Raw genomic sequence first — 18483 nt, 5'->3', positions numbered from 1 at the left:
CGGCCCGGCAAGCCCAGCGCTGAAGTGGTCGGGGGCGTGGAGGAAGGAACGCCCGCGGCCGGACGGCGCCTCTTCCCAGGCTCCTGGGCGGACGAATCGCCACCGCCGATGCTTCAGACGGGGCCGATGCTTCAGACGAGGGCGGCGCTTCAGACGGGGTGGAGCGGCCGTTGCCTCCCGCCCTCTCCCTGGGCCATGGCCGTGATCTCCTCGGCCACCGCGGCGGGGTCCTGCAGGCACCTCCAGGCCGGAACGCACACCACCGGTCCTTCGTACAGCCCTTCCAGCATCCGCCCCCGGCGCAGGAGGCGGCGCAGCTCGGCCCCGTTCCTCGCCTGGTCGACCAGGACCAGTGCCGAGCCGCTGCGGGTCCGCACGCACAGGTCGCCGCGGTGCCCCCGCACCGAAGGCGCGGGCACGGCCTCGGCGGCGCGCTCCTGGAGTGCACGCTGCAGCACGCGCACGGCCGGGGTGGACGCGTCCTGCACCGCCTGCACCTCCTCGTCCCGGCCTTCGGACTCCGCCCAGCGGCACAGGTCGCCGCCGATCCCGCTCTGGCGCGCCCAGAAGGCCCGGTCCCCCACGGCGATCAGCCGCATGCGGGTGCGTGTGAGGGCGGTGGTCCACAACCGCGCCGACGCCTTCGGCCCGCCGGCGACCCCGGTCGCCGACACCACCATGACGTCGACGGTGCCGGCGTGCTCGGAGCGGAAGTGCTCCGGTCCGCCCACCCGCACCTGGCGGGAGAGGTCCTGGCGCTCGACCAGGCGGCGCAGCAGCGACCACTGGGCCTGGTGCGGAGCGACCACCCCGAGCCGCAGCCCGCGCGGCAGGCCGCCGTCCAGCTGGCGCAGGAGCACCGCCGCCCGGTAGGCCTCGTCGCGGTTGACCGCCGAGGCGCCCGGCAGGGGCTCGCACCGGCCCGGCGCGTGCCGCCACTCCACCGCCGGACCGGTGACCTCGGGCAGGGTGCGCGGGTCGGTCAGCACGTGCACGCGGCCGCCGTAGCAGTGCCGCGAGGCCAGGCGGGCGATCTCGGGGCGGGCGCGGTCGTGCTCGTCCAGGCGCAGCCGCGCCCCGTGACCGCCCTCGGCGGAGGCGGCGCAGGCGGTGTAGGCCGAGGCGCCGTGGCCCAGCCCCCACCGGCGCAGCCACTCCCGCCCCGTCCCCGAGGCCGAGCGGGCGGCCTCCTCGTCGTCGGGCTCCATCAGGCGGACGGGCTCCGGCTGGGCGGGGTCGCCCAGGACCAGCGCCCTGCGGGCCCGGTAGAGCAGCGGCAGCAGCCGGGCCACCGGGATGCGGTCCGCCTCGGCCACCACGACCAGGTCGAACAGTCCCGGGGTGCACGGCAGGGCGTGCGCCGCGTCGGCGCGCACCGACCAGGCCGGTACGGCGGTCAGCAGGTGCCCGAGACCAGGGCGGCGGGAGGAGTCGTTCCAGTTCAGCGCCTCGATCCGGGTGGCGATTGCGGAGCGGGCGCGCGCGGCGCGGCGCACCGCGGCGCTCTCCAGGTAGGCGGCGCCGGAGAGCAGGTGGCAGGCGAGGGCGGCGTCCAGGTCGGCGGCCAGATCGCTCAGCGGGGCCAGGCGGCGGCGCCGGTCGAGGCAGGTGCGCCACTCGCTCTCCAGGGCCGCGGCCCGGGCCAGCCGGTCGAGGTTCTCCGGGGCGGGGTCGACGCCCAGCTCCCTGCGGATGGCGGAGCGGTGGGCGCGGGCGGCCATCCCGGCGCCCTGGGCGCGTTCGGCGCGCCGCTGCCACGACTCGGGCTCGCCGGTGTCGACGGTGAACAGCGCCCCGGGGTCCCACCCGGCCTCGGCCAGGCGGCGCCGCTCGGCGCCGAGAAGCGCCAGGGCGTGGCCGCCGGCGGCGACCGCGTCCATGGCGCGCCGGGCCTCCTCGGCGCGGGCCCAGTCGTCGCGCAGGCTCTGCCGGTCGCCGACGGCGTCGGGCGGGTCCGCGCACAGCGCCGTCTCGGTGACCTCCGCCAGCGTCCGGGACTCCTCGTCCGCGGGGCCGCCGACCGGCAGCACCCGGTGGGCCCGTCCGGGGGCGCCGGCGATCAGCGCCGGGAGGCGGCCGTCGGGGGCGGCCACCAGCACGCTCTGCCCGGCGGCGCAGGCGGTGCGCACGGCGGTGTCGGCGACCTCGTCGGCGCCGGTGCCGGGCGGTGCCGCGGCCACGGTGAGGGGGCGGCGCATCGCGGAGGCGACGACCGCGTGGTGGGCCTCGGTCAGGCGGTGGGGCGCCACGGGCAGGACGGGCTCCTCGCGCGCGCCGGCGCCCTGCAGGAGCGCGGCCAGGGCGGTGGTCCCGGCCTTCTCAGGGCGGATCCCGGCCCCCTCGGGGTCCAGGTCGGCGACGAGCCCGGCGCCGGGGGCGGCCGGAGCATCGGCGCGGGTGTCCGGATCCGTTCCCGCACGGAAGAGCAGGGCGATGTTGTGGGCGCCCGGTCGCAGGTCGGCCAACGGCATGACGCCGCGCAGGCGGGCGGGGACGACGTCGTCGACGCGGTCGATCTCCAGGCGGGACAGGATCATGCGCGCTTTGGCCTCCAGGTCGGTGATCCTGGGCGCACGCTCCTGGCCCCCGTCGTGGTCCCCCAGGCCGGGGTCCGATCGGCCGCCGGCGGCCCCCTTGGAGGCGGTATCACCTTTCGCCGCGCGGACGATGCGGCGGAACTCGGCCAGCTCCTCTTGGGTGTCGATCCCGAGCCGACTCAGGAGTGCGGGGTTGACCTCGGGCCGTGAGGTGAGCCGGACCCGCGGGCGGGACGGGTCCTGGTCCGGCAGGGGTTCGGCGTCGGCCACGAACAGGGGTGCCGCGCGGCGGAGGCCGCGAGTGGACCCGTCGGCGCTCCCGGCGCTCCCGGCGCACTCCGTGCTCTCCGTGCCTTCGGGATACTCCGCGTCCTCAGGGGCACCGGGAAGGATCACCAGCGGGTAGCCGTAGCGGAGCCGCCCGCCGCCCGAGGCGTCGAGCGGGGCCGCGGCGCCCACGGGGACGTCGAGGACGCTGCGCTCCCCGGTGAACAGGACCTCCTCGCCGCCCGGCAGCGCCGCCCAGGCCTCGGGGCGCAGGGCGTCCAGGTCGACGAGGTGTCCGAGCACGTCCTCTCGTTCGGCGCAGGCCCTGTGGTAGGCGGCCAGGGCGGCCAGACGTCCGGCCGTGGTCTCGGGCCCGCGCACGGCCGCAGGGGTGACCCGCGCACCGGGACCGACCCTGTGCGCGGGCCGCGTGGGCCGCGCGGGCCGTGCCGTCGCGGTGCAGCGCTCCTCCGGTTCCGGAGCGGCGGGGGTCTCGGGCAAACGGGGTTCCTGCACGCCCTCCCCGGAGGGCGGTGCGACGTCCACGACCGGACGGGCGGGCTCGGCGGGCCCCTCACCGGGATGCTCGCGCAGGGACGGGTCGGATCGGGGGACCGCCACGTCACACCTCACGTATTCGATGGCATTTCGGGCGCTGCCGGACAGCGACCACGAGATTACTCAGGGCTATCGTCTTCATTCTGCGGCATCCCGTGCTCCTGCGCAGGAAGTCCGGAGAATTCCCTCCCCTCCCCCTCCCCGCCGCCCACCTGGGGAAGGGGCAACGACGGCGTGGCAGGTACCCCGCTCACGCCTGCTTGCCGGGCGGCGGGCCGCCGGAGTGCCAGGGGGAAGGACGGCGACGACGAAGCGCGGCGGTCCCCCAGGGCCGCCGGTCGGCCGCCGGGCCACAGCGGTACCGGCGATGAGCGGCGACGACGGCGGAGCTGGTGCCCCACTCATGGACCCCGGCCGGGCACCGGCCCGCTGGAGTGCCAGGGAGATGGCGGCAACGAGGAAGCGCCGCGGGTCCCCGGGGCCGCCGGTCGGCCGCCGGGCCACTCGCGGTCCGGCAACAGCAGCGGCAACGACGGAACGGCAGGTACCCCGCTCACGCCTGTCGGCCGGGTGCCGGGCCGCCGGGGCGAAGGGGGGAAGGCGGCGACGACGAAGCGGGGCGGGTCCCCGGCGCCGCCGGTCGGCCGCCGGGGGCCTGCCGTCTCGGAGGGCCCCTTCCTTTTCGCGTTCCGGGCATACCGGGCGCACCAGGCGGCGACAGGCCATCGAGAGTGGTGATATCGCCACCCAATTGCACATTACGTGGCGATACCACCACTCACGATGGAGAACACGCCCTTCCGGTCCGGTCTCCGGCGGGCACGGCCCGCCGGGCGCCCCGATTGTCCGGATCCAAAGGGGATGCGGGCCTCGCGCGCCCCCGGCGCGGCCCCCGGTACCGGGCAGGCGTGCGGCGGCGGCCAGACCAGAACGAGATTCGGTACCCGACACCCCCTCTACCGGCACACCGGACCCGATTGCAGCACCCTCGGTCACTCCGCGTAGCCGGGAAGGGGGCGACACCGGCACAAGGCCCGGCACGACCGGGCGCCCCACCCCTCCTCCGCCGCCCCACTCCCCTCGACGGGCGGACGAACATGGGCAATACGGGCACGGCCGCACCGAATCCCGTTCTGGTCTGGCCGGGATCGCACCCAGGGGCCGCCCTAGGGCGTCGATCAGCGCACCTCCGCCCGCCTCACCCTATGACGGTGCGTATTCCCGCAGTTCACAAGGGGGCCACTGATCAAGGGGCGCCCAGCGCGGGCCGGGCGGGGCGCCGCGAGCACGGACGGGAAGCGACCGGCCCCGACCGCGAGCCCGGCCCGGACCACCAGAGGCCCGGCTGCCGACCGCCGCCCCTGAGGAACGGGCCCCTTCTCGTCGTCGCTGCCCATCCCCCTGCACCCCGGCGGCCCGCCGCCCGGCCGACAGGCGCGAGCAGGGTATCCGCTGGGCCGTCGCCGCCTCCATCCCGCACCACCGACCAACCGGCAGCCGACCGGCGCCCCCGGGGAACCGCCCATCCTCGTCGTCGCCGCCCCTCCCCTGCACCGAAGGGCCCCGCCGCCCGGCAAGCAGCCCCGAGCGGGGAACCAGCCGTCCCGTCGTCGCCGCTGTTCCCGGACCGCGAGAGACCCGGCGGCCGACCGGCAGGCCAGGGGAACCGCCGCGCCCATTCGTCGCTGCTCATCGCCGACACCCCGGCGGCCCGCCGCCCGGCAGGCAGCCCCGAGCGGGGCACCAGCCGTTCCGTCGTCGCTGCTCATCGCCGGTACCGCAGCGCCCCGGCGGCCGAGGGACAGGCGGGCGACAGCACCGGGGAACCCTCTCGCCGTCGCCTCCCAAAGACCAGGAACCAGGGACCACCGGGGACCCGGCACCCGGTGAGCAGGCAGCCGGAGCCGGGTGCCTCCCCCTCCTCGCCCACACCTTCACCTCTTGGCGGCGTCCTCCAGAAGCCTCAGGGCGATCCACAGTTCGGTCCTGTAGTCCGGGTCCGACAGATCCCCCGGCAGGAGCTTCCGGATCCGGTTGATCCGGTAGCGCAGTGTGTGCCGGTGGATGCCCAACTGCTCGGCCGCCGCGTCCCAGCGGCCCGCCGCGGACAGGTAGCCGCGCAGGGAAGCGATCAGGTCCTCTGACGAGCGCTGCTCCAAGAGCGGCGCCAACACCTCGTCGGCCATGCGTCTGCCCGCCCGACCGTCCAGGAGGCCGAGGAACCCTCCCGCAAGCTCCGAGGCCCGCACCAAGGCCCTGCCCTCCCCTGCGGCCGCCTCCAGGGCACGCTCCGCCTCGGCCCGGGCCGCCGGCAGCCCCTCCAGCGCGGAGGGACGGCTCACCCCGACGCTCCCGGCCACCGCCTCGGCCAGCGCCTCCCCCGGGGCCGCCGACTCCGGACCGACCAGCACGGTCCTCCCGGCGATGCGTCCGGTCAGGCACCCCCGCGGAGCCCGGAAGGGGATCTCCTCCCCCTCCTTCTCCTCCCCGACAGGCGCCTCAGCCAGGGCGACCACGACAGGCGGGCGGGGCAGCGCCGCGCTCAGGCGATCCGCGTGCCCCTCCCTGAGGTCCAACTCTCCGTCGAGCAGCGCCTCCAACACCCCGGCGGCGAGTTCCCCCTCCTCAGGCACCCGGTGTTCCAGCTCCAGGGACATCAGCGACGCCGCCGCGTTCACCAGGGTGCGTTCGTCGGCGCCGAGCCCGTGCGCCGCCCCCACCGCAAGGAAGCCGCGCACGCGCCCGCCCACCCCCAACGGTTGGAGGGAGATGCTCTCCCCCCGGGAGGACACCGACGCCCCCGAGGGGCGGCGCGCCGCACGGAGCCGGGAGACTTCGCCCGTGAGTTCCCCCGCGCGCGCTGCGGCGTCCTCCGGGGCCGCGTGCCGCGCGCGCCCGTCGGGGTCGAGCAGCAGAACCCACCAGTGGGACGTCCCCTCTGCCCTGGAGCGCCCGGCCGTCCCCTTCGCCAGTTCCGCACTCAGGCGCTCCACCACGGCCCGGTCCCCGCGCAGCGCCGCCTGGGTGAGCCTGCGCTGGGCCGCGAACGCCTGGGTCAGACCCTCGTACTCCTCCTGGGCGAGCAGGCGCGACACCTCCTTGCCCACCGCGATGAAGGGGGTGGGCCCAGGCACCTCGATCAGCGGCAGACCTGCCCGCTCGGCCGCCGCGACCAGGGCCGGGGGGACGTGCTCATGGGCGACCCCGCTGCCGAACCCCAGCCCCGCGGCGCCGCTGGCGGCGAGCCTGCGGGTGTAGTCGGCCAGGTCGGCCTCCTCGCCCCCGCCCTCGGGCCAGCGGATGCCGGTGGTCAGCACCAGCTCTCCGCCCTCCAGGTAGGGGGTGGGGTCGGTGAGCTCGCTGATCGCGACCCAGCGCACCGGACGCCCCTCGGCGTCCGGGCCGCCGGCGCGCAGCCGCAGCCCCAGGCGGGGCGTCCGCAGGACGGCACCGAGTGTGGGAGGCACGGCTCCCCCTCTCCAGAATGGCCAATTCCGTCCCGCGATTTTATCCGGATGGGCGCGGGTCCGCCCCGCCGCTCCTCCGTAGGGTCGTGGCGTCGCACCGGTCGTCGGCGACCGGCGCCGGACCGTCCGGCGCGCAGGGGCGCGCCGCCGAGCAGAAGAGGGAGGACGGCACCCATGTCCAGCACCGAGGTCGCGCAGGCCCGGCGGATCGTCACCGAGATCCCCGGCCCCAAGTCCCAGGCGCTCCAGGAACGCCGGAAGAAGGCGGTCGCCCAGGGCGTGGGGAGCGTCCTGCCGGTCTACGTCCAGCGCGCGGGCGGGGGCATCGTCGAGGACATCGACGGCAACTCCCTCATCGACTTCGGTTCGGGCATCGCCGTCACCAACGTCGGCAACGCCGACCCACGGGTGGCCGAGCGCGCGGGCGAGCAGCTCTCCCGCTTCACCCACACCTGCTTCATGGTCAACCCCTACGAGGGCTATGTGGAGGTCGCCGAGGCCCTCAACCGGCTCACCCCGGGCGACCACGAGAAGCGCACGGTGCTGCTCAACAGCGGCGCCGAGGCCGTGGAGAACGCGGTCAAGATCGCCCGCAGCGCGACCGGCCGCCAGGCCGTGGTGGTCTTCGACCACGCCTACCACGGGCGCACCAACCTCACCATGGCGCTGACCGCCAAGAACATGCCCTACAAGCACGGCTTCGGGCCGTTCGCCGGCGAGGTCCACCGGATCCCGATGGCCTACCCCTACCGCTGGCCGACCGGCCCCAAGGACTGCGGGCGCGAGGCCGCGGCGCAGGCGATCGACCAGATCACCAAGCAGGTCGGTGCGGAGAACGTGGCCGCGGTGCTGATCGAGCCGATCCAGGGCGAGGGCGGGTTCATCGTTCCGGGCGAGGGCTTCCTGCCCGCGCTGGCCGAGTTCTGCGGCGACAACGGCATCTCCTTCATCGCCGACGAGGTGCAGACCGGCTTCGCGCGCACCGGCCGGATGTTCGCCTGCGAACACGAGGGCGTGGTCCCCGACCTGATCACCACCGCCAAGGGCATCGCCGGCGGCCTGCCGCTGGCCGCGGTGACCGGCAGGGCCGAGCTGATGGACGCGGTGCACGGCGGCGGCCTGGGCGGCACCTACGGCGGCAACCCCGCCGCCTGCGCGGCCGCCCTCGCCTCGATCGAGGCCATCGAGTCCGACGGCCTCGTCGAGCGCGCCGGGGCCATCGGCGAGCGGATGCTCACCCGCCTGCGCGCGCTGGCCGAGCGGCACGACATCATCGGCGACGTGCGCGGGCGCGGCGCGATGGTCGCGATCGAGCTGGTCCAGGGCGCGGACGACACCACCCCCAACGGCGAGGCCATGGGCCGGGTGGTCTCCTACTGCCACCAGCAGGGCCTGGTGCTGCTCACCGCCGGGACCTACGGCAACGTCATCCGGATGCTGCCCCCGCTGGTGATCGGCGACGACCTGCTCGACGAGGGGCTCTCCATCATCGAGGAGGCCTTCGACCGCCTCTAGCGGCGGACGGCCCCGCGCCGTCTCCGGGCCCGTACCCCTCCCGTGGGGTGCGGGCCCGTCGCGGTAGAAAGGGGAGTCGGGACGGCCCCGGCGTCGGAGGAGGCGGCATGGTGGACGTGGCCATCGGGCAGTTCGCGCCCGGCGAGGACAAGCGGCGCAACCTGGACACGGCGCGCGCTCTGGTGGGCGAGGCGGTGGCGCGCGGCGCGCGGGTGGTGCTGCTGCCCGAGTACGCGATGTTCACCGCGCCCCGGACCGACCACCGGTTCGTCGACTCGGCGGAACCCCTGGACGGCCCTTTCCCCTCCGGGATCGCGAAGCTGGCCGCCGAGCACGGCGTGCACGTGGTCGCCGGCCTGAACGAGTCCCTGCCCGCCGCGCCCGGCCGGTTCTCCAACACGCTGGCCGCTTTCGGGCCGGACGGCGCGGTGGAGGCGCGGTACCGCAAGCTCCACCTCTACGACGCGTTCGGCGCCCGCGAGTCCGAGGTGGTCGAGCCCGGCGCGATCACCGAGCCCGAGACCTTCACCTGCGACGGCGTCGTCTTCGGCCTGCAGACCTGCTACGACCTGCGGTTCCCGGAGGTGACCCGGCGGATCGCCGACGCGGGGGCCCAAGCGCTGCTGCTGGCCGCCGAGTGGGTGCCGGGTCCGCTCAAGGAGGACCACTGGACGACGCTGCTGCGGGCCCGGGCGGTCGAGAACACCCTGTACGTTGCGGCGGCCGGCCAGAACGCGCCGACGGGGGCCGGCAACAGCGCGATCGTCGACCCCATGGGGACGCGGATCGTCGCCCTGGGTGAGGAGACCGGGGTAGCGGTCGGCCGTATCAGCGCCGAACGTGTGGCCCAGGTCCGGGAGAAGAACCCTGCCCTCGGCCTCCGCCGGTTCACCGTGGTGCCGCGCGACCCGGATCCCACCCGGTAAAAAACCGGACAAAAGAAAATATTCACCGGGAAGCCTTGGCCAAGTCTTCCCGTGATGACTACCAAGAGTTAAGCTGCATGGGCTTAGAGTCACAGAAAACGGCCTGAGCCATTCCGGTCGCAGACCGTTTCTGGTTGAATAAGAGCCGATCTCTATAGGTCCGCCAGACTGTCCTAAACCACGGGGGGAGATGGGACGTTGAGCGGTCTGAGCATTGTGCCCCGACTGGGGGCCGCCGCCGACACAACCGACATCTACACGTTCGAACCGGAACTGCTGAGCACCGCGCAGTGCATGGGGGACGCCTGCGCCATCTGCCACGTCCGATGGCCGCGGCCGCGCCGCGCGCTGGGCGCCCTGCCCGACGGGAGCGAGGTCTACGGCTGCGACGAGTGCGCGGGCATCGCCGCCGCGCACGACGCGCGCGCCGGGGAACCCGAGCTCGCGGTCCGCTGACCGGGCCGCACCGACGAGCGCTCCTTCTCCGGAAGGACCGTCCCGGCAACACCGTCCGAGGGTCGCCGAAGGCGGGCGCCGCCGGGCCAGGGTCGTTCAAGGCCGGGCGGACGGATCAAGGGTCGACGAAGCGTCGACGAAGCGTCGACGGGACGAACGGGGAAGGTGGGTGCTCCGGGGCCAGGGGGAGAACGGCCCCGGAGCACCCGACGCGCTCGCTTTCCGTGGGGGGAGGAGGGGAAAAGAGCGCATCTCCCGGTGTGGTCCGCGGTCCGCCCGCACGGCGCGGCCGTGCGCGGCCGTGTGAGGTGAACCTTTCCCCACGATACTCCCTGTAGCGGCCGCCCGACCTTGGGTAGGGCGATTCCGTCGGTGAACGTTGGAAAAGGACCGGACCGCATCCCCGAGGCGTCTCGGGAACGCGGCCCTGCGCGCGCGTAGACGAACGACGGCCGGCGCCTCTGGGCGCCCGCCCCTCCTCACCCGCTGGTCGGGAACCCCAGGTTCACCCCGCCGTGCGAGGGGTCGAGCCACCGGGAGGTGACGGCCTTGGTGCGCGTGTAGAAGTGCACACCCTCCATGCCGTGCGCGTGGGAGTCGCCGAACAGCGACTCCTTCCACCCTCCGAAGGAGTAGTAGGCCATCGGCACGGGGATCGGCACGTTGATGCCGACCATGCCCACCTCCACCTCGTTCTGGAAGCGCCGCGCCGCACCGCCGTCATTGGTGAAGATCGCGGTCCCGTTCCCATAGGGGTTGGCGTTGACCAGCTCCAGCGCGCTCTCGTACGAGGGCACCCGCAGCATGCTGAGCACCGGACCGAAGATCTCGTCGGTGTAGCAGCCCATCTCCGGAGTGACGTGGTCCAGGAGCGAAGGGCCGAGCCAGAACCCGTCCTCCCCGCCGCCCAGGACCGGGTGCACGCGCCCGTCGATGGGCAGCGACGCCCCCTGGCGCACCCCGGTCTCCAGGTAAGAGGCGACCTTGTCCCGGTGCGCGCGCGTGACGAGCGGGCCCATCTCGCTCCGGTCGTCGTCGCCGGGGCCCACCTTCAGGTCGGCGACGCGGGTGCGGATGCGCTCCAGCAGCTCGTCGGCGACGGAGTCGATGGCGACCACGGCCGAAATGGCCATGCACCGCTCCCCCGCCGACCCGAACCCCGCCGAGACCGCGGCGTCGGCGGCCAGGTCCAGGTCGGCGTCGGGCAGCACCACCATGTGGTTCTTCGCCCCGCCGAGCGCCTGCACCCGCTTGCCGGTGCGCGCGGCGTTCTCGTAGATGTAGCGGGCGATGGGGGTGGAGCCGACGAAGCTCACCGCCTTGACGTCCCGGTGCTCCAGGATGCCGTCCACGGCCTCCTTGTCGCCGTGCACGACGTTGAAGACACCCTCGGGGAGCCCGGCCTCGGCCCACAGCTCGGCGATGCGCACCGAGGCCGACGGGTCCTTCTCACTGGGCTTGAGGACGAAGGTGTTGCCGCAGGCGATGGCCACCGGGAACATCCACATCGGCACCATGGCCGGGAAGTTGAACGGGGTGACCCCCGCGACCACGCCCAGGGGCTGAAGGATGGAGTAGGCGTCCACGCCGCTGGAGACGTTCTCCGAGTACCCGCCCTTGAGCAGGTGCGGGATGCCGCAGGCGAACTCCACGACCTCCAGGCCGCGCTGGACCTCCCCGGCGGCGTCGGAGACGACCTTCCCGTGCTCGGAGCTGATCAGCCGGGCCAGCTCGCCGGCCTCGGCCTTGAGCAGCTCGCGGAACCGGAAGAGCACGGCGACGCGCTTGGACAGGGAGGTGTCCCGCCAGCCGGGGAACGCCGCCTTGGCCGCCGCGACGGCCGCGTCCACCTCCGCGCTGCCGGCGAAGTCCACGGTCCCTGAGACCTTGCCGGTGGCCGGGTTGTAGATGTCCCCGCGGCGGTGCGCCCCGCCCTTCGCGGGGCCCCCGCCGATCCAATGGGTGACGTGCTTGCTCATCTGCGTCCTTCCGAATCCACGATGCCTGGGTGTGCGTGGGGCGGGCGTCAGGCGCGCGCGGCGGCGTCCACCGCGCGGACCGCGTCGATGACGGCGTCCCGCCCCTCGTGCGCCTCGTCCTCGCTGAGGGTGAGCGGCGGCGCCATCCGCAGGACGTTGCCGCGCAGGCCGCCCTTGCCGATGAGCAGCCCCCGGCGCCGCGCCTCCTCCAGCACCCGGGCGGCCAGCGCGGGCGCGGGCTCCCCGGTGGCCGGGTCGACCATGTCCACGGCGAACATCAGCCCCTTGCCGCGCACCGCCCCCACGGAGGGCAGCTCGGCCAGCCCGGTCAGCCCGCCCAGCACGGCCCGGCCCAGCCGGTCGGCGGCGGACTGCAGGTCGTGGTCGAGGACGTAGTCGACCACGGCGTTGGCCGCGGCCATCGCGACCGGATTTCCGCCGAAGGTGGACAGGCCGTTGGCGGGCAGGGCGTCCATCAGGTCGCCGCGGGCCACGACGCCGCCGACGGCGAAGCCGTTGCCGAGCCCCTTGGCGAAGGTCAGGGCGTCGGGCACGACCCCGTGGTTGCCGATGCCCCAGAAGGAGGAGCCGGTCCGGCCCCACCCGGTCTGCACCTCGTCGGAGATGAGCAGCGCCCCGTGCTCGTCCAGGACCTCCTTGTAGGCGGCGAGCAGCCCGTCGGGCGCCATGGTGAAGCCGCCCACGCCCTGGACGGGTTCGGCGATCAGGCACGCGGGGCTCCCGGCCACGGCGGTGGCCAGCACGTCCTTGAGGTCGGCGACGCAGGCCGCGGTGTAGGCGGCGTCGTCCATGCCCCGGAAGGCGGGGTGGTCGCGGTCGGTGCCGTGCAGGTAGTGCACGTTGAGCGGGGACAGCGAGGAGTTCTTCCACGCCCGGTTGCCGGTGACCGCGACGGCCCCGAAGGAGCGGCCGTGGTAGCTGTTGCGCAGGGCCAGCACCTGGTCGGTGCCGCGCGCGTGGGTGGCCAGGAGCAGCGCGGTCTCGTTGGCCTCGGTGCCGGAGTTGGTGAAGAAGACCTTGGCGTCGGGGATCCCCGACAGCCGGGCGGTCTTCTCGGCCAGCTCGACCTGGGAGCGGATCAGGTAGAGGGTGGAGGTGTGCACCACGCCGCGGGCGATCTGGCGCTCGACGGCCTCGCGCACCTCGGCCACGTCGTAGCCGAGCATGTTGGTGAGGATCCCGGCGAAGAAGTCGAGGTAAGTGTTCCCCTCGGCGTCGGTGACGCGGTTCCCCTTGCCGGAGACGATCTCCATGGGGTCGTCGTAGTTGAGGGCGAGCCAGGAGGGCATCACGGCGCGGTGGCGTTCGTGCAGTTCCGACATGACCTCAGTCTCACCCCCGGCGGGCCGCTCCACCAGCGCCACACTGTCGGTTCCGGGGACGCGGATCTGACAGTCCGTCAGGCGGTTCCGGCCCGGAGACCTTCCACTCTGTAAAGACGGAACCGCCTTCGCCTGACACTCCGCCCCGAACCGGGCCGTAGACTTCTCGTGTGCTCCCCACGCTCGCCGAAGTCCTCCGCATCCCCGTCGTCCAGCGCGCCCGCCCCCGCGTGGTGGTGGGCGAGGACCTGCTCGGGCTGACCGTGCGCTGGGTGCACATCGCCGAGGTCACCGACCTGGCGCACCTGCTGCGCGGCGGCGAGCTGGTGCTCACCACCGGCATCGCGATGCCCGACGCCCCCGAGGAGCTGCGGCGCTACGTCGAGGACCTCGCCTCGGTCGGGGTGAGCGGCATCGCCGTCGAGCTCGGGCGCAAGTACGGCGCGGAGTCGGAGCTGCCGCGCGCGCTGCTGGAGGCAGCGCGCGAGGCCCGCATCCCCGTCATCGCCCTGGACCGCGAGACCCGCTTCGTGGAGATCACCGAGGCGGTGCACGTGCGGGTGGTCAACGAGCAGCTCGACGAACTGCGCGAGTCCGAGCGGCTGCACGAGGTCTTCACCCGCCTGTCGGTGGAGGGCGCCCGCCCCGAGCACGTGCTGCGCGAGGTCGCCCGGCTCTCCGAGTGCCCTGTGGTGCTGGAGAACCTCAACCACCAGGTCCTGCTGTGCGAGCTGGCGGGAGAGCAGCCCGAGACCGTGCTGGCCTCGTGGGAGGGCCGCTCGCGCACGGTCCGCGGCGGCGGCCGCACCGTGCACGACTCCACCATGGGCTGGCTGGTGACCATGGTCGGCGCGCGCGGGCAGGACTGGGGGCGCCTGGTCCTGATCTGCGGAGCCTCGCCCTCCCCCCGCCAGTCCATGCTGCTGGAGCGCGCCGCCACCACGCTCGCCCTGGGCCGCCTGCTGGAGCGCCACCAGGAGAGCCTTGAGCGCCAGACGCACCGCACGATCATCGCGGGCATCGTCGACCGCTCCTACTCCGACCCGCAGGAGGCACTGGTCCGGGCACGGGCCGTCGGCGTCCCGCTGGACGGACGCTCGCTCAGCGGCCTGGTGCTGCGGCTTCCTGAGAGCGGCACGGGCCTGGCCGCCCAGGCACGCCTGTCCGACACCGCCGAGGCCACTGCGCGCGCGTGCCGCGAGGTCCGCCTGCCCGCGCTGGTCGGCTCGCTCGACGACGTCCGGGTCGGCATCCTGCCGGCGCTGCCCCAGGGGCAGGACCCCGAGCCGCGCCTGCAGCGCCTGGCCGAGCGCGTGCGGGAGCTGGTCGGCACCGGGCCGGTGCTGGCCGCCGGGTCGCCCACCGACGACATCCGCGAGGTGCGGCGCTCCTTCCTGGAGGCCCGGCAGGTGGGCGACGTCGCCCTGCACCGGCCCGAGCGGCGCCTGCTGTACCGCCTGCCCGACCTGCACCTGCGCGGCCTGCTCCACCTGTTCCGCGACGACGAGCGGCTGCAGACCTACGTCGAGCGCGAACTGGGGCCGCTGCTGGCCTACGACGCCCGGCACGGCAGCGACCTGACCGACATGCTGCGGCACTACCTGGAGTCGGGCCGCAACAAGGCGCTGGCCGCCTCGACGGCGCACCTGTCCCGCCCGGCCTTCTACGAGCGGCTGCGCCGTGTCGCCCGGGTGCTCGGCGCCGACCTGGACTCGGTGGAGACCTGCCTGTCCCTGCACGTGGCGCTGTTGTCCCTGGACTCGGTGCGCGACCGGCTGCCCGGCGAGCCGTCCTGAGTCGGCGCGGAACCGGCTCGCCCCCGGCTCGGCTCCGGCGGGGCGGTCCGGAGGGCGGCGCCCCATGCACTAGCGTGGATTCCGTGCCCCCGAGGGGCCTTCCCCACCGATTCCCGTGCCCCGCCGCACGGCCACCCGCGATCACGCCAGCGGAGAAGCATGTGAGTGACGAGCAGCAGGACAGCGCACCGGCCGTCCGGCGCACCCCCGCGGCGCCCGTGCTGGACGAGACGGCCAAGCGCATCATCGAGCAGCTCCAGGAGGACGGCCGACGCTCCTACGCGGCGATCGGCAAGGCGGTGGGGCTGTCCGAGGCGGCCGTGCGCCAGCGGGTGCAGCGGCTGCTGGAGACCGGGGTGGTCCAGGTCGTCGGGGTGACCGACCCGATGATGCTGGGCTTCAGCCGCCAGGCGATGATCGGGGTGCGCTGCAACGGCGACCTCAACCGGGTGGCCGACGAGGTCGCCGCGCTCGACGGGTGCGAGTACGTGGTCATCACCGCCGGCTCCTTCGACCTGCTCGTGGAGGTCGTGGCCGAGGACGACGAGCGGCTGCTGGAGATCCTCGGCTCGATCCGGGCGGTCCCCGACGTGGTGGGCACCGAGAGCTTCCTGTACCTGAAGCTGCGCAAGCAGACCTACGCCTGGGGCACCCGCTGAGCGCCTCCCCCGCGCACCGGGGCGCCCGGTGTTCCCGGACCGCCCCTCACCCCGGCCAGAGGCTGTGGGCCCAGGACAGCGCGCCCGGTGCGTAGACCACCAGCAGGAAGCGGGCGAAGCGGGTGGAGGCGGTCACCGCGCAGAACACGTCGACGCGCATGCGCACCGTCCCGGCGAACACGCACACCACCATCAACGGCGGAACGCTCACCAGGGACGACAGGCCCAGCAGGCCCGCCGCCCACCACGGGCGCTCCTCGCCCTTGCGGCGCCACCCCTCGACGCGCTCGCCCCACCTGCCCTTGGGCCGCTCGGTCCGGCGCTTGAGCCAGCCGACGTCCAGCGCCCCGCGCGCGGCCCCGTAGTAGGCCAGCTTGCCCGCCGTCTGGCCGACGGCGGCGGCCGCCGCCATGGCCACCAGCCCCGCGTCGCCCACGACCACGGCGGCACCGAGCAGGTACAGCTCGATGTTGAGCAGCGGCACCAGGGCCGCGACGGCCCCCGCCGCCAGTGCCGTGAGCACCTCCACGAGCGCCTCCGGGGGGTGGCGGCGCAGGTCAGTTCTGCGCGGCGAGCTGACCGCAGGCGCCGTCGATCTCCTGCCCGCGGGTGTCGCGGACGGTGACCGGGACGCCGTGGGACTCCAGACGGCGGACGAACTCGCGCTCGTCCTCGGGCCGCGAGGCGGTCCACTTGGAACCGGGGGTCGGGTTCAGCGGGATCAGGTTGACGTGCGCCAGGTTGCCCTTGAGCAGCCGCCCGAGCAGGTCGGCGCGCCAGGCCTGGTCGTTGATGTCGCGGATGAGCGCGTACTCGATGGACACCCGGCGGCCGGTGGTGTCGGCGTAGCGCCAGGCGGCGTCCATCACCTCGTCCACCTTCCAGCGGGTGTTGACCGGGACCAGCTCGTCGCGCAGCTCGTCGTCGGGGGCGTGCAGCGAGATCGCCAGGCGCACCTGCATGCGCTCGGCGATGAGCCTGTCGATGGCCGGGACCAGGCCGACGGTGGAGACCGTCACCCCGCGCTGGGAGATGCCCAGGCCGCCGGGGACCGGGTCGGTGATCCGGCGCACCGCCTCCAGCACGCGCTTGTAGTTGGCCAGCGGCTCGCCCATGCCCATGAAGACGATGTTGGAGATGCGGCCGGGGCCGCCGGCGACGTTGCCGCGCTCCAGGTCCCGGGCGCAGGAGACGACCTGGTCGACGATCTCGCCGGTGGACAGGTTGCGGGTCAGCCCCTGCTGCCCGGTGGCGCAGAACGGGCAGTTCATGCCGCAGCCGGCCTGGGAGGACACGCACAGCGTGGCCCGGTCCGGGTAGCGCATCAGCACCGACTCGAACATCACCCCGTCGAAGGCCTTCCACAGGGTCTTGCGGGTCATGCCGCCGTCGCACGAGATGTGCTTGACCGGGGTGAGCAGCTTGGGCAGCAGCGCCTCGCCCAGGCGCTCGCGCGCCTCGGCCGGCAGGTCGGTCATGCCGGAGGTGTCGGACTCCAGGCGGCCGAAGTAGTGCCGGGCCAGCTGCTTGGCCCGGAACGGCTTCTCGCCGAGCTCTGTGACGGCGTCCGTGCGCTCCTGCGGAGTGAGGTCGGCGAGGTGCCTGGGCGGCTTGGCCCGGCGCGGTGCGGCGAAAGTGAGCTCGGCAGGCATGTGCATCCAGTGGGACGGGTGGGAACGGCGGCCGCGCGACCGCCCGCCAACGGGTTGCTACAGGACCGATAACGCTCTGGTCCGGGCTAGTGCGGCGCCGGCGGTCGGGGCATTAGGTTCATACTATGCGGCGCCGGGAAGGGCGCGGCACGGCGCGCCCGCGGCGCCCCGGCGGCCGCAGGCGGCGAAGAAGGGAGCTCAGGTGGCCGGAGCCCGCGTTCTGCTCGACGAGTACAGTCCTTACCACAGCCGCCGTATCGTCGTCGAGTGCGACTCCCGCACCACCGCCGCCTACCTGATGGACGCCCGCGGGCGGATCCGGGTGCCGGTGTGGCTGGCCAACCACGACGTCGCCCCGGAGACCGGCGACCCCTCGGGGCTCTACCGGGGCGAGGCGCCGCTGATGCCCGCCGCGCACACCCGCCACCCCCAGGGCAGGGCGCCGTTCGCGCCGGGGGCGCTGCGCGCGGTGTGGTTCGAGGAGGGCGACGGCGTGGCGCTGCTGGAGTCGGGGCCCGGCGGGGACAGCCTGCTGGCGGTGGTGCCCGGGTGGGCCGAGGCCGACAGCGGCATCCCGGGGTACGCGCGCGAGGCCGTGGGGCGCAGCCCCTACGCCTGGGCGCTGGAGCCGGTGCGGGCGCAGCTGTGGCCGCGGGTGGTGCACGCCGAGGCCTACTGGGACTGGCGGGCCGCGCCCAACGCCTGGCGGTCGGTGCAGCGGACGGTGTTCAACCACCTCAACCGCGCGGTCGGGCCGCCGGGGCACTACTGGGACGTGTCCGACGGGCACGCGCCGCTGCTGCGGGTGACCGAGCGGCCGCCGACGGAGGAGCGGCCGTGCACGGTGCTGAGCACGGTGGGCATGTGCGGGCAGCGGATGCCGACGCTGGACCGGTACATGGCCGACACCTCCGAGTACGCGCGCGTGGAGCTGGCGCTGGCCACCACGCTCCCGGCGCACGTCGCCGCGCGCATCTTCCGGTGGATCGGGGCCTTCCCGTGGCGGGCGGTCACCTGGTTCGGCCCGGGGCACAGCGTCAAGTGGCTGGACGGCCAGGAGGACCGGCGGATGCGCGGGGACCGCTCGGCCGTGCTGCTGGTCGCCGACCCGGCCCCGCTGGCGTCCGGCGGCCCGCCCCCGCCCGACACCTCGGGGCTGACCTTCCACGGCGACCCGGTGCGGTGGCTGTGGATCGTCCCGATCACCCGCCCGGAGCACCTGTTCGCCAAGGAGCACGACGCGGCGACCCTGATCGAGAAACTCGCGGCCGAGGGCCGCAGCTGGGTCCTGAGCCAGGGGTGAGGGGGCGCCCCGGGGGCTCGGAGGC

The 18483-nt window shown here is 74.4% G+C and carries 12 protein-coding genes; 6 read left to right on the top strand and 6 right to left on the bottom strand.

Going from position 1 to position 18483, the window contains the following annotated elements; genetic code table 11:
• Positions 1 to 149: 149 nt before the first annotated feature.
• Both C892_RS0108570 and C892_RS0108565 read right to left on the bottom strand, forming a co-directional pair.
• Entirely contained in the window at positions 150 to 3425 is a 3276-nt protein-coding gene (locus C892_RS0108570) for a DEAD/DEAH box helicase (protein WP_026124235.1), read from the bottom strand.
• A 1871-nt stretch (positions 3426 to 5296) separates the two neighbouring features.
• Positions 5297 to 6829: a PucR family transcriptional regulator gene (locus tag C892_RS0108565; protein ID WP_017556851.1), complete on the bottom strand. Its 1533-nt coding sequence runs from the start codon at positions 6827 to 6829 to the stop codon at positions 5297 to 5299.
• 174 nt (positions 6830 to 7003) lie between these two features.
• Between C892_RS0108565 and gabT the strand changes: the two genes are divergently transcribed.
• The 3 genes from gabT to C892_RS0108550 all read left to right on the top strand — a co-directional run bounded on the left by gabT (position 7004) and on the right by C892_RS0108550 (position 9726).
• On the top strand, positions 7004 to 8344 hold the full coding sequence (gene gabT, locus C892_RS0108560) for a 4-aminobutyrate--2-oxoglutarate transaminase (RefSeq protein ID WP_017556850.1): 1341 nt from the start codon (positions 7004 to 7006) through the stop codon (positions 8342 to 8344).
• Positions 8345 to 8451: 107 nt separating this feature from the next.
• Positions 8452 to 9270 carry a carbon-nitrogen hydrolase family protein gene (locus C892_RS0108555; protein ID WP_017556849.1) on the top strand — a complete coding sequence of 273 codons (819 nt, stop codon included), beginning with the start codon at positions 8452 to 8454 and terminating at the stop codon, positions 9268 to 9270.
• Between the two features lie 216 nt (positions 9271 to 9486).
• The gene (locus C892_RS0108550; RefSeq protein ID WP_017542073.1) at positions 9487 to 9726 is read left to right on the top strand and encodes a hypothetical protein; all 240 of its coding nucleotides are present in this window, start codon (positions 9487 to 9489) and stop codon (positions 9724 to 9726) included.
• A gap of 479 nt (positions 9727 to 10205) precedes the next feature.
• On the opposite strand, the gene C892_RS0108545 is transcribed toward C892_RS0108550, so the two are convergent.
• Both C892_RS0108545 and C892_RS0108540 read right to left on the bottom strand, forming a co-directional pair.
• Entirely contained in the window at positions 10206 to 11705 is a 1500-nt protein-coding gene (locus C892_RS0108545; protein ID WP_017556848.1) for a CoA-acylating methylmalonate-semialdehyde dehydrogenase, read from the bottom strand.
• A gap of 47 nt (positions 11706 to 11752) precedes the next feature.
• Positions 11753 to 13048, bottom strand: coding sequence for an aspartate aminotransferase family protein (locus C892_RS0108540; protein ID WP_026124234.1), 1296 nt, complete (start codon positions 13046 to 13048; stop codon positions 11753 to 11755).
• 170 nt (positions 13049 to 13218) lie between these two features.
• Here C892_RS0108540 and C892_RS0108535 point away from each other — a divergent pair, with 170 nt between their 5' ends.
• Positions 13219 to 14844, top strand: a complete 1626-nt coding sequence (locus C892_RS0108535; RefSeq protein WP_017542070.1) for a PucR family transcriptional regulator — start codon at positions 13219 to 13221, stop codon at positions 14842 to 14844.
• A 161-nt stretch (positions 14845 to 15005) separates the two neighbouring features.
• Positions 15006 to 15503, top strand: a complete 498-nt coding sequence (locus tag C892_RS0108530; protein WP_017542069.1) for an Lrp/AsnC family transcriptional regulator — start codon at positions 15006 to 15008, stop codon at positions 15501 to 15503.
• Positions 15504 to 15549: 46 nt separating this feature from the next.
• On the opposite strand, the gene C892_RS0108525 is transcribed toward C892_RS0108530, so the two are convergent.
• Together C892_RS0108525 and rlmN are read right to left on the bottom strand one after the other, a co-directional pair.
• On the bottom strand, positions 15550 to 16032 hold the full coding sequence (locus C892_RS0108525; protein WP_017556846.1) for a VTT domain-containing protein: 483 nt from the start codon (positions 16030 to 16032) through the stop codon (positions 15550 to 15552).
• Positions 16033 to 16060: 28 nt separating this feature from the next.
• Complete coding sequence (gene rlmN / locus C892_RS0108520) at positions 16061 to 17155, bottom strand: dual-specificity RNA methyltransferase RlmN (protein ID WP_017556845.1); 1095 nt, start codon at positions 17153 to 17155, stop codon at positions 16061 to 16063.
• A 202-nt stretch (positions 17156 to 17357) separates the two neighbouring features.
• Here rlmN and C892_RS0108515 point away from each other — a divergent pair, with 202 nt between their 5' ends.
• Entirely contained in the window at positions 17358 to 18458 is a 1101-nt protein-coding gene (locus C892_RS0108515; RefSeq protein WP_017542066.1) for a suppressor of fused domain protein, read from the top strand.
• Positions 18459 to 18483 lie beyond the last annotated feature (25 nt).

This window comes from Nocardiopsis baichengensis YIM 90130 (genome assembly GCF_000341205.1).
Taxonomy (GTDB): domain Bacteria; phylum Actinomycetota; class Actinomycetes; order Streptosporangiales; family Streptosporangiaceae; genus Nocardiopsis_A; species Nocardiopsis_A halophila.
The sequence above is the reverse complement of the archived record's forward strand: the minus strand, read 5'-3'. Positions and strand labels throughout refer to the sequence as shown.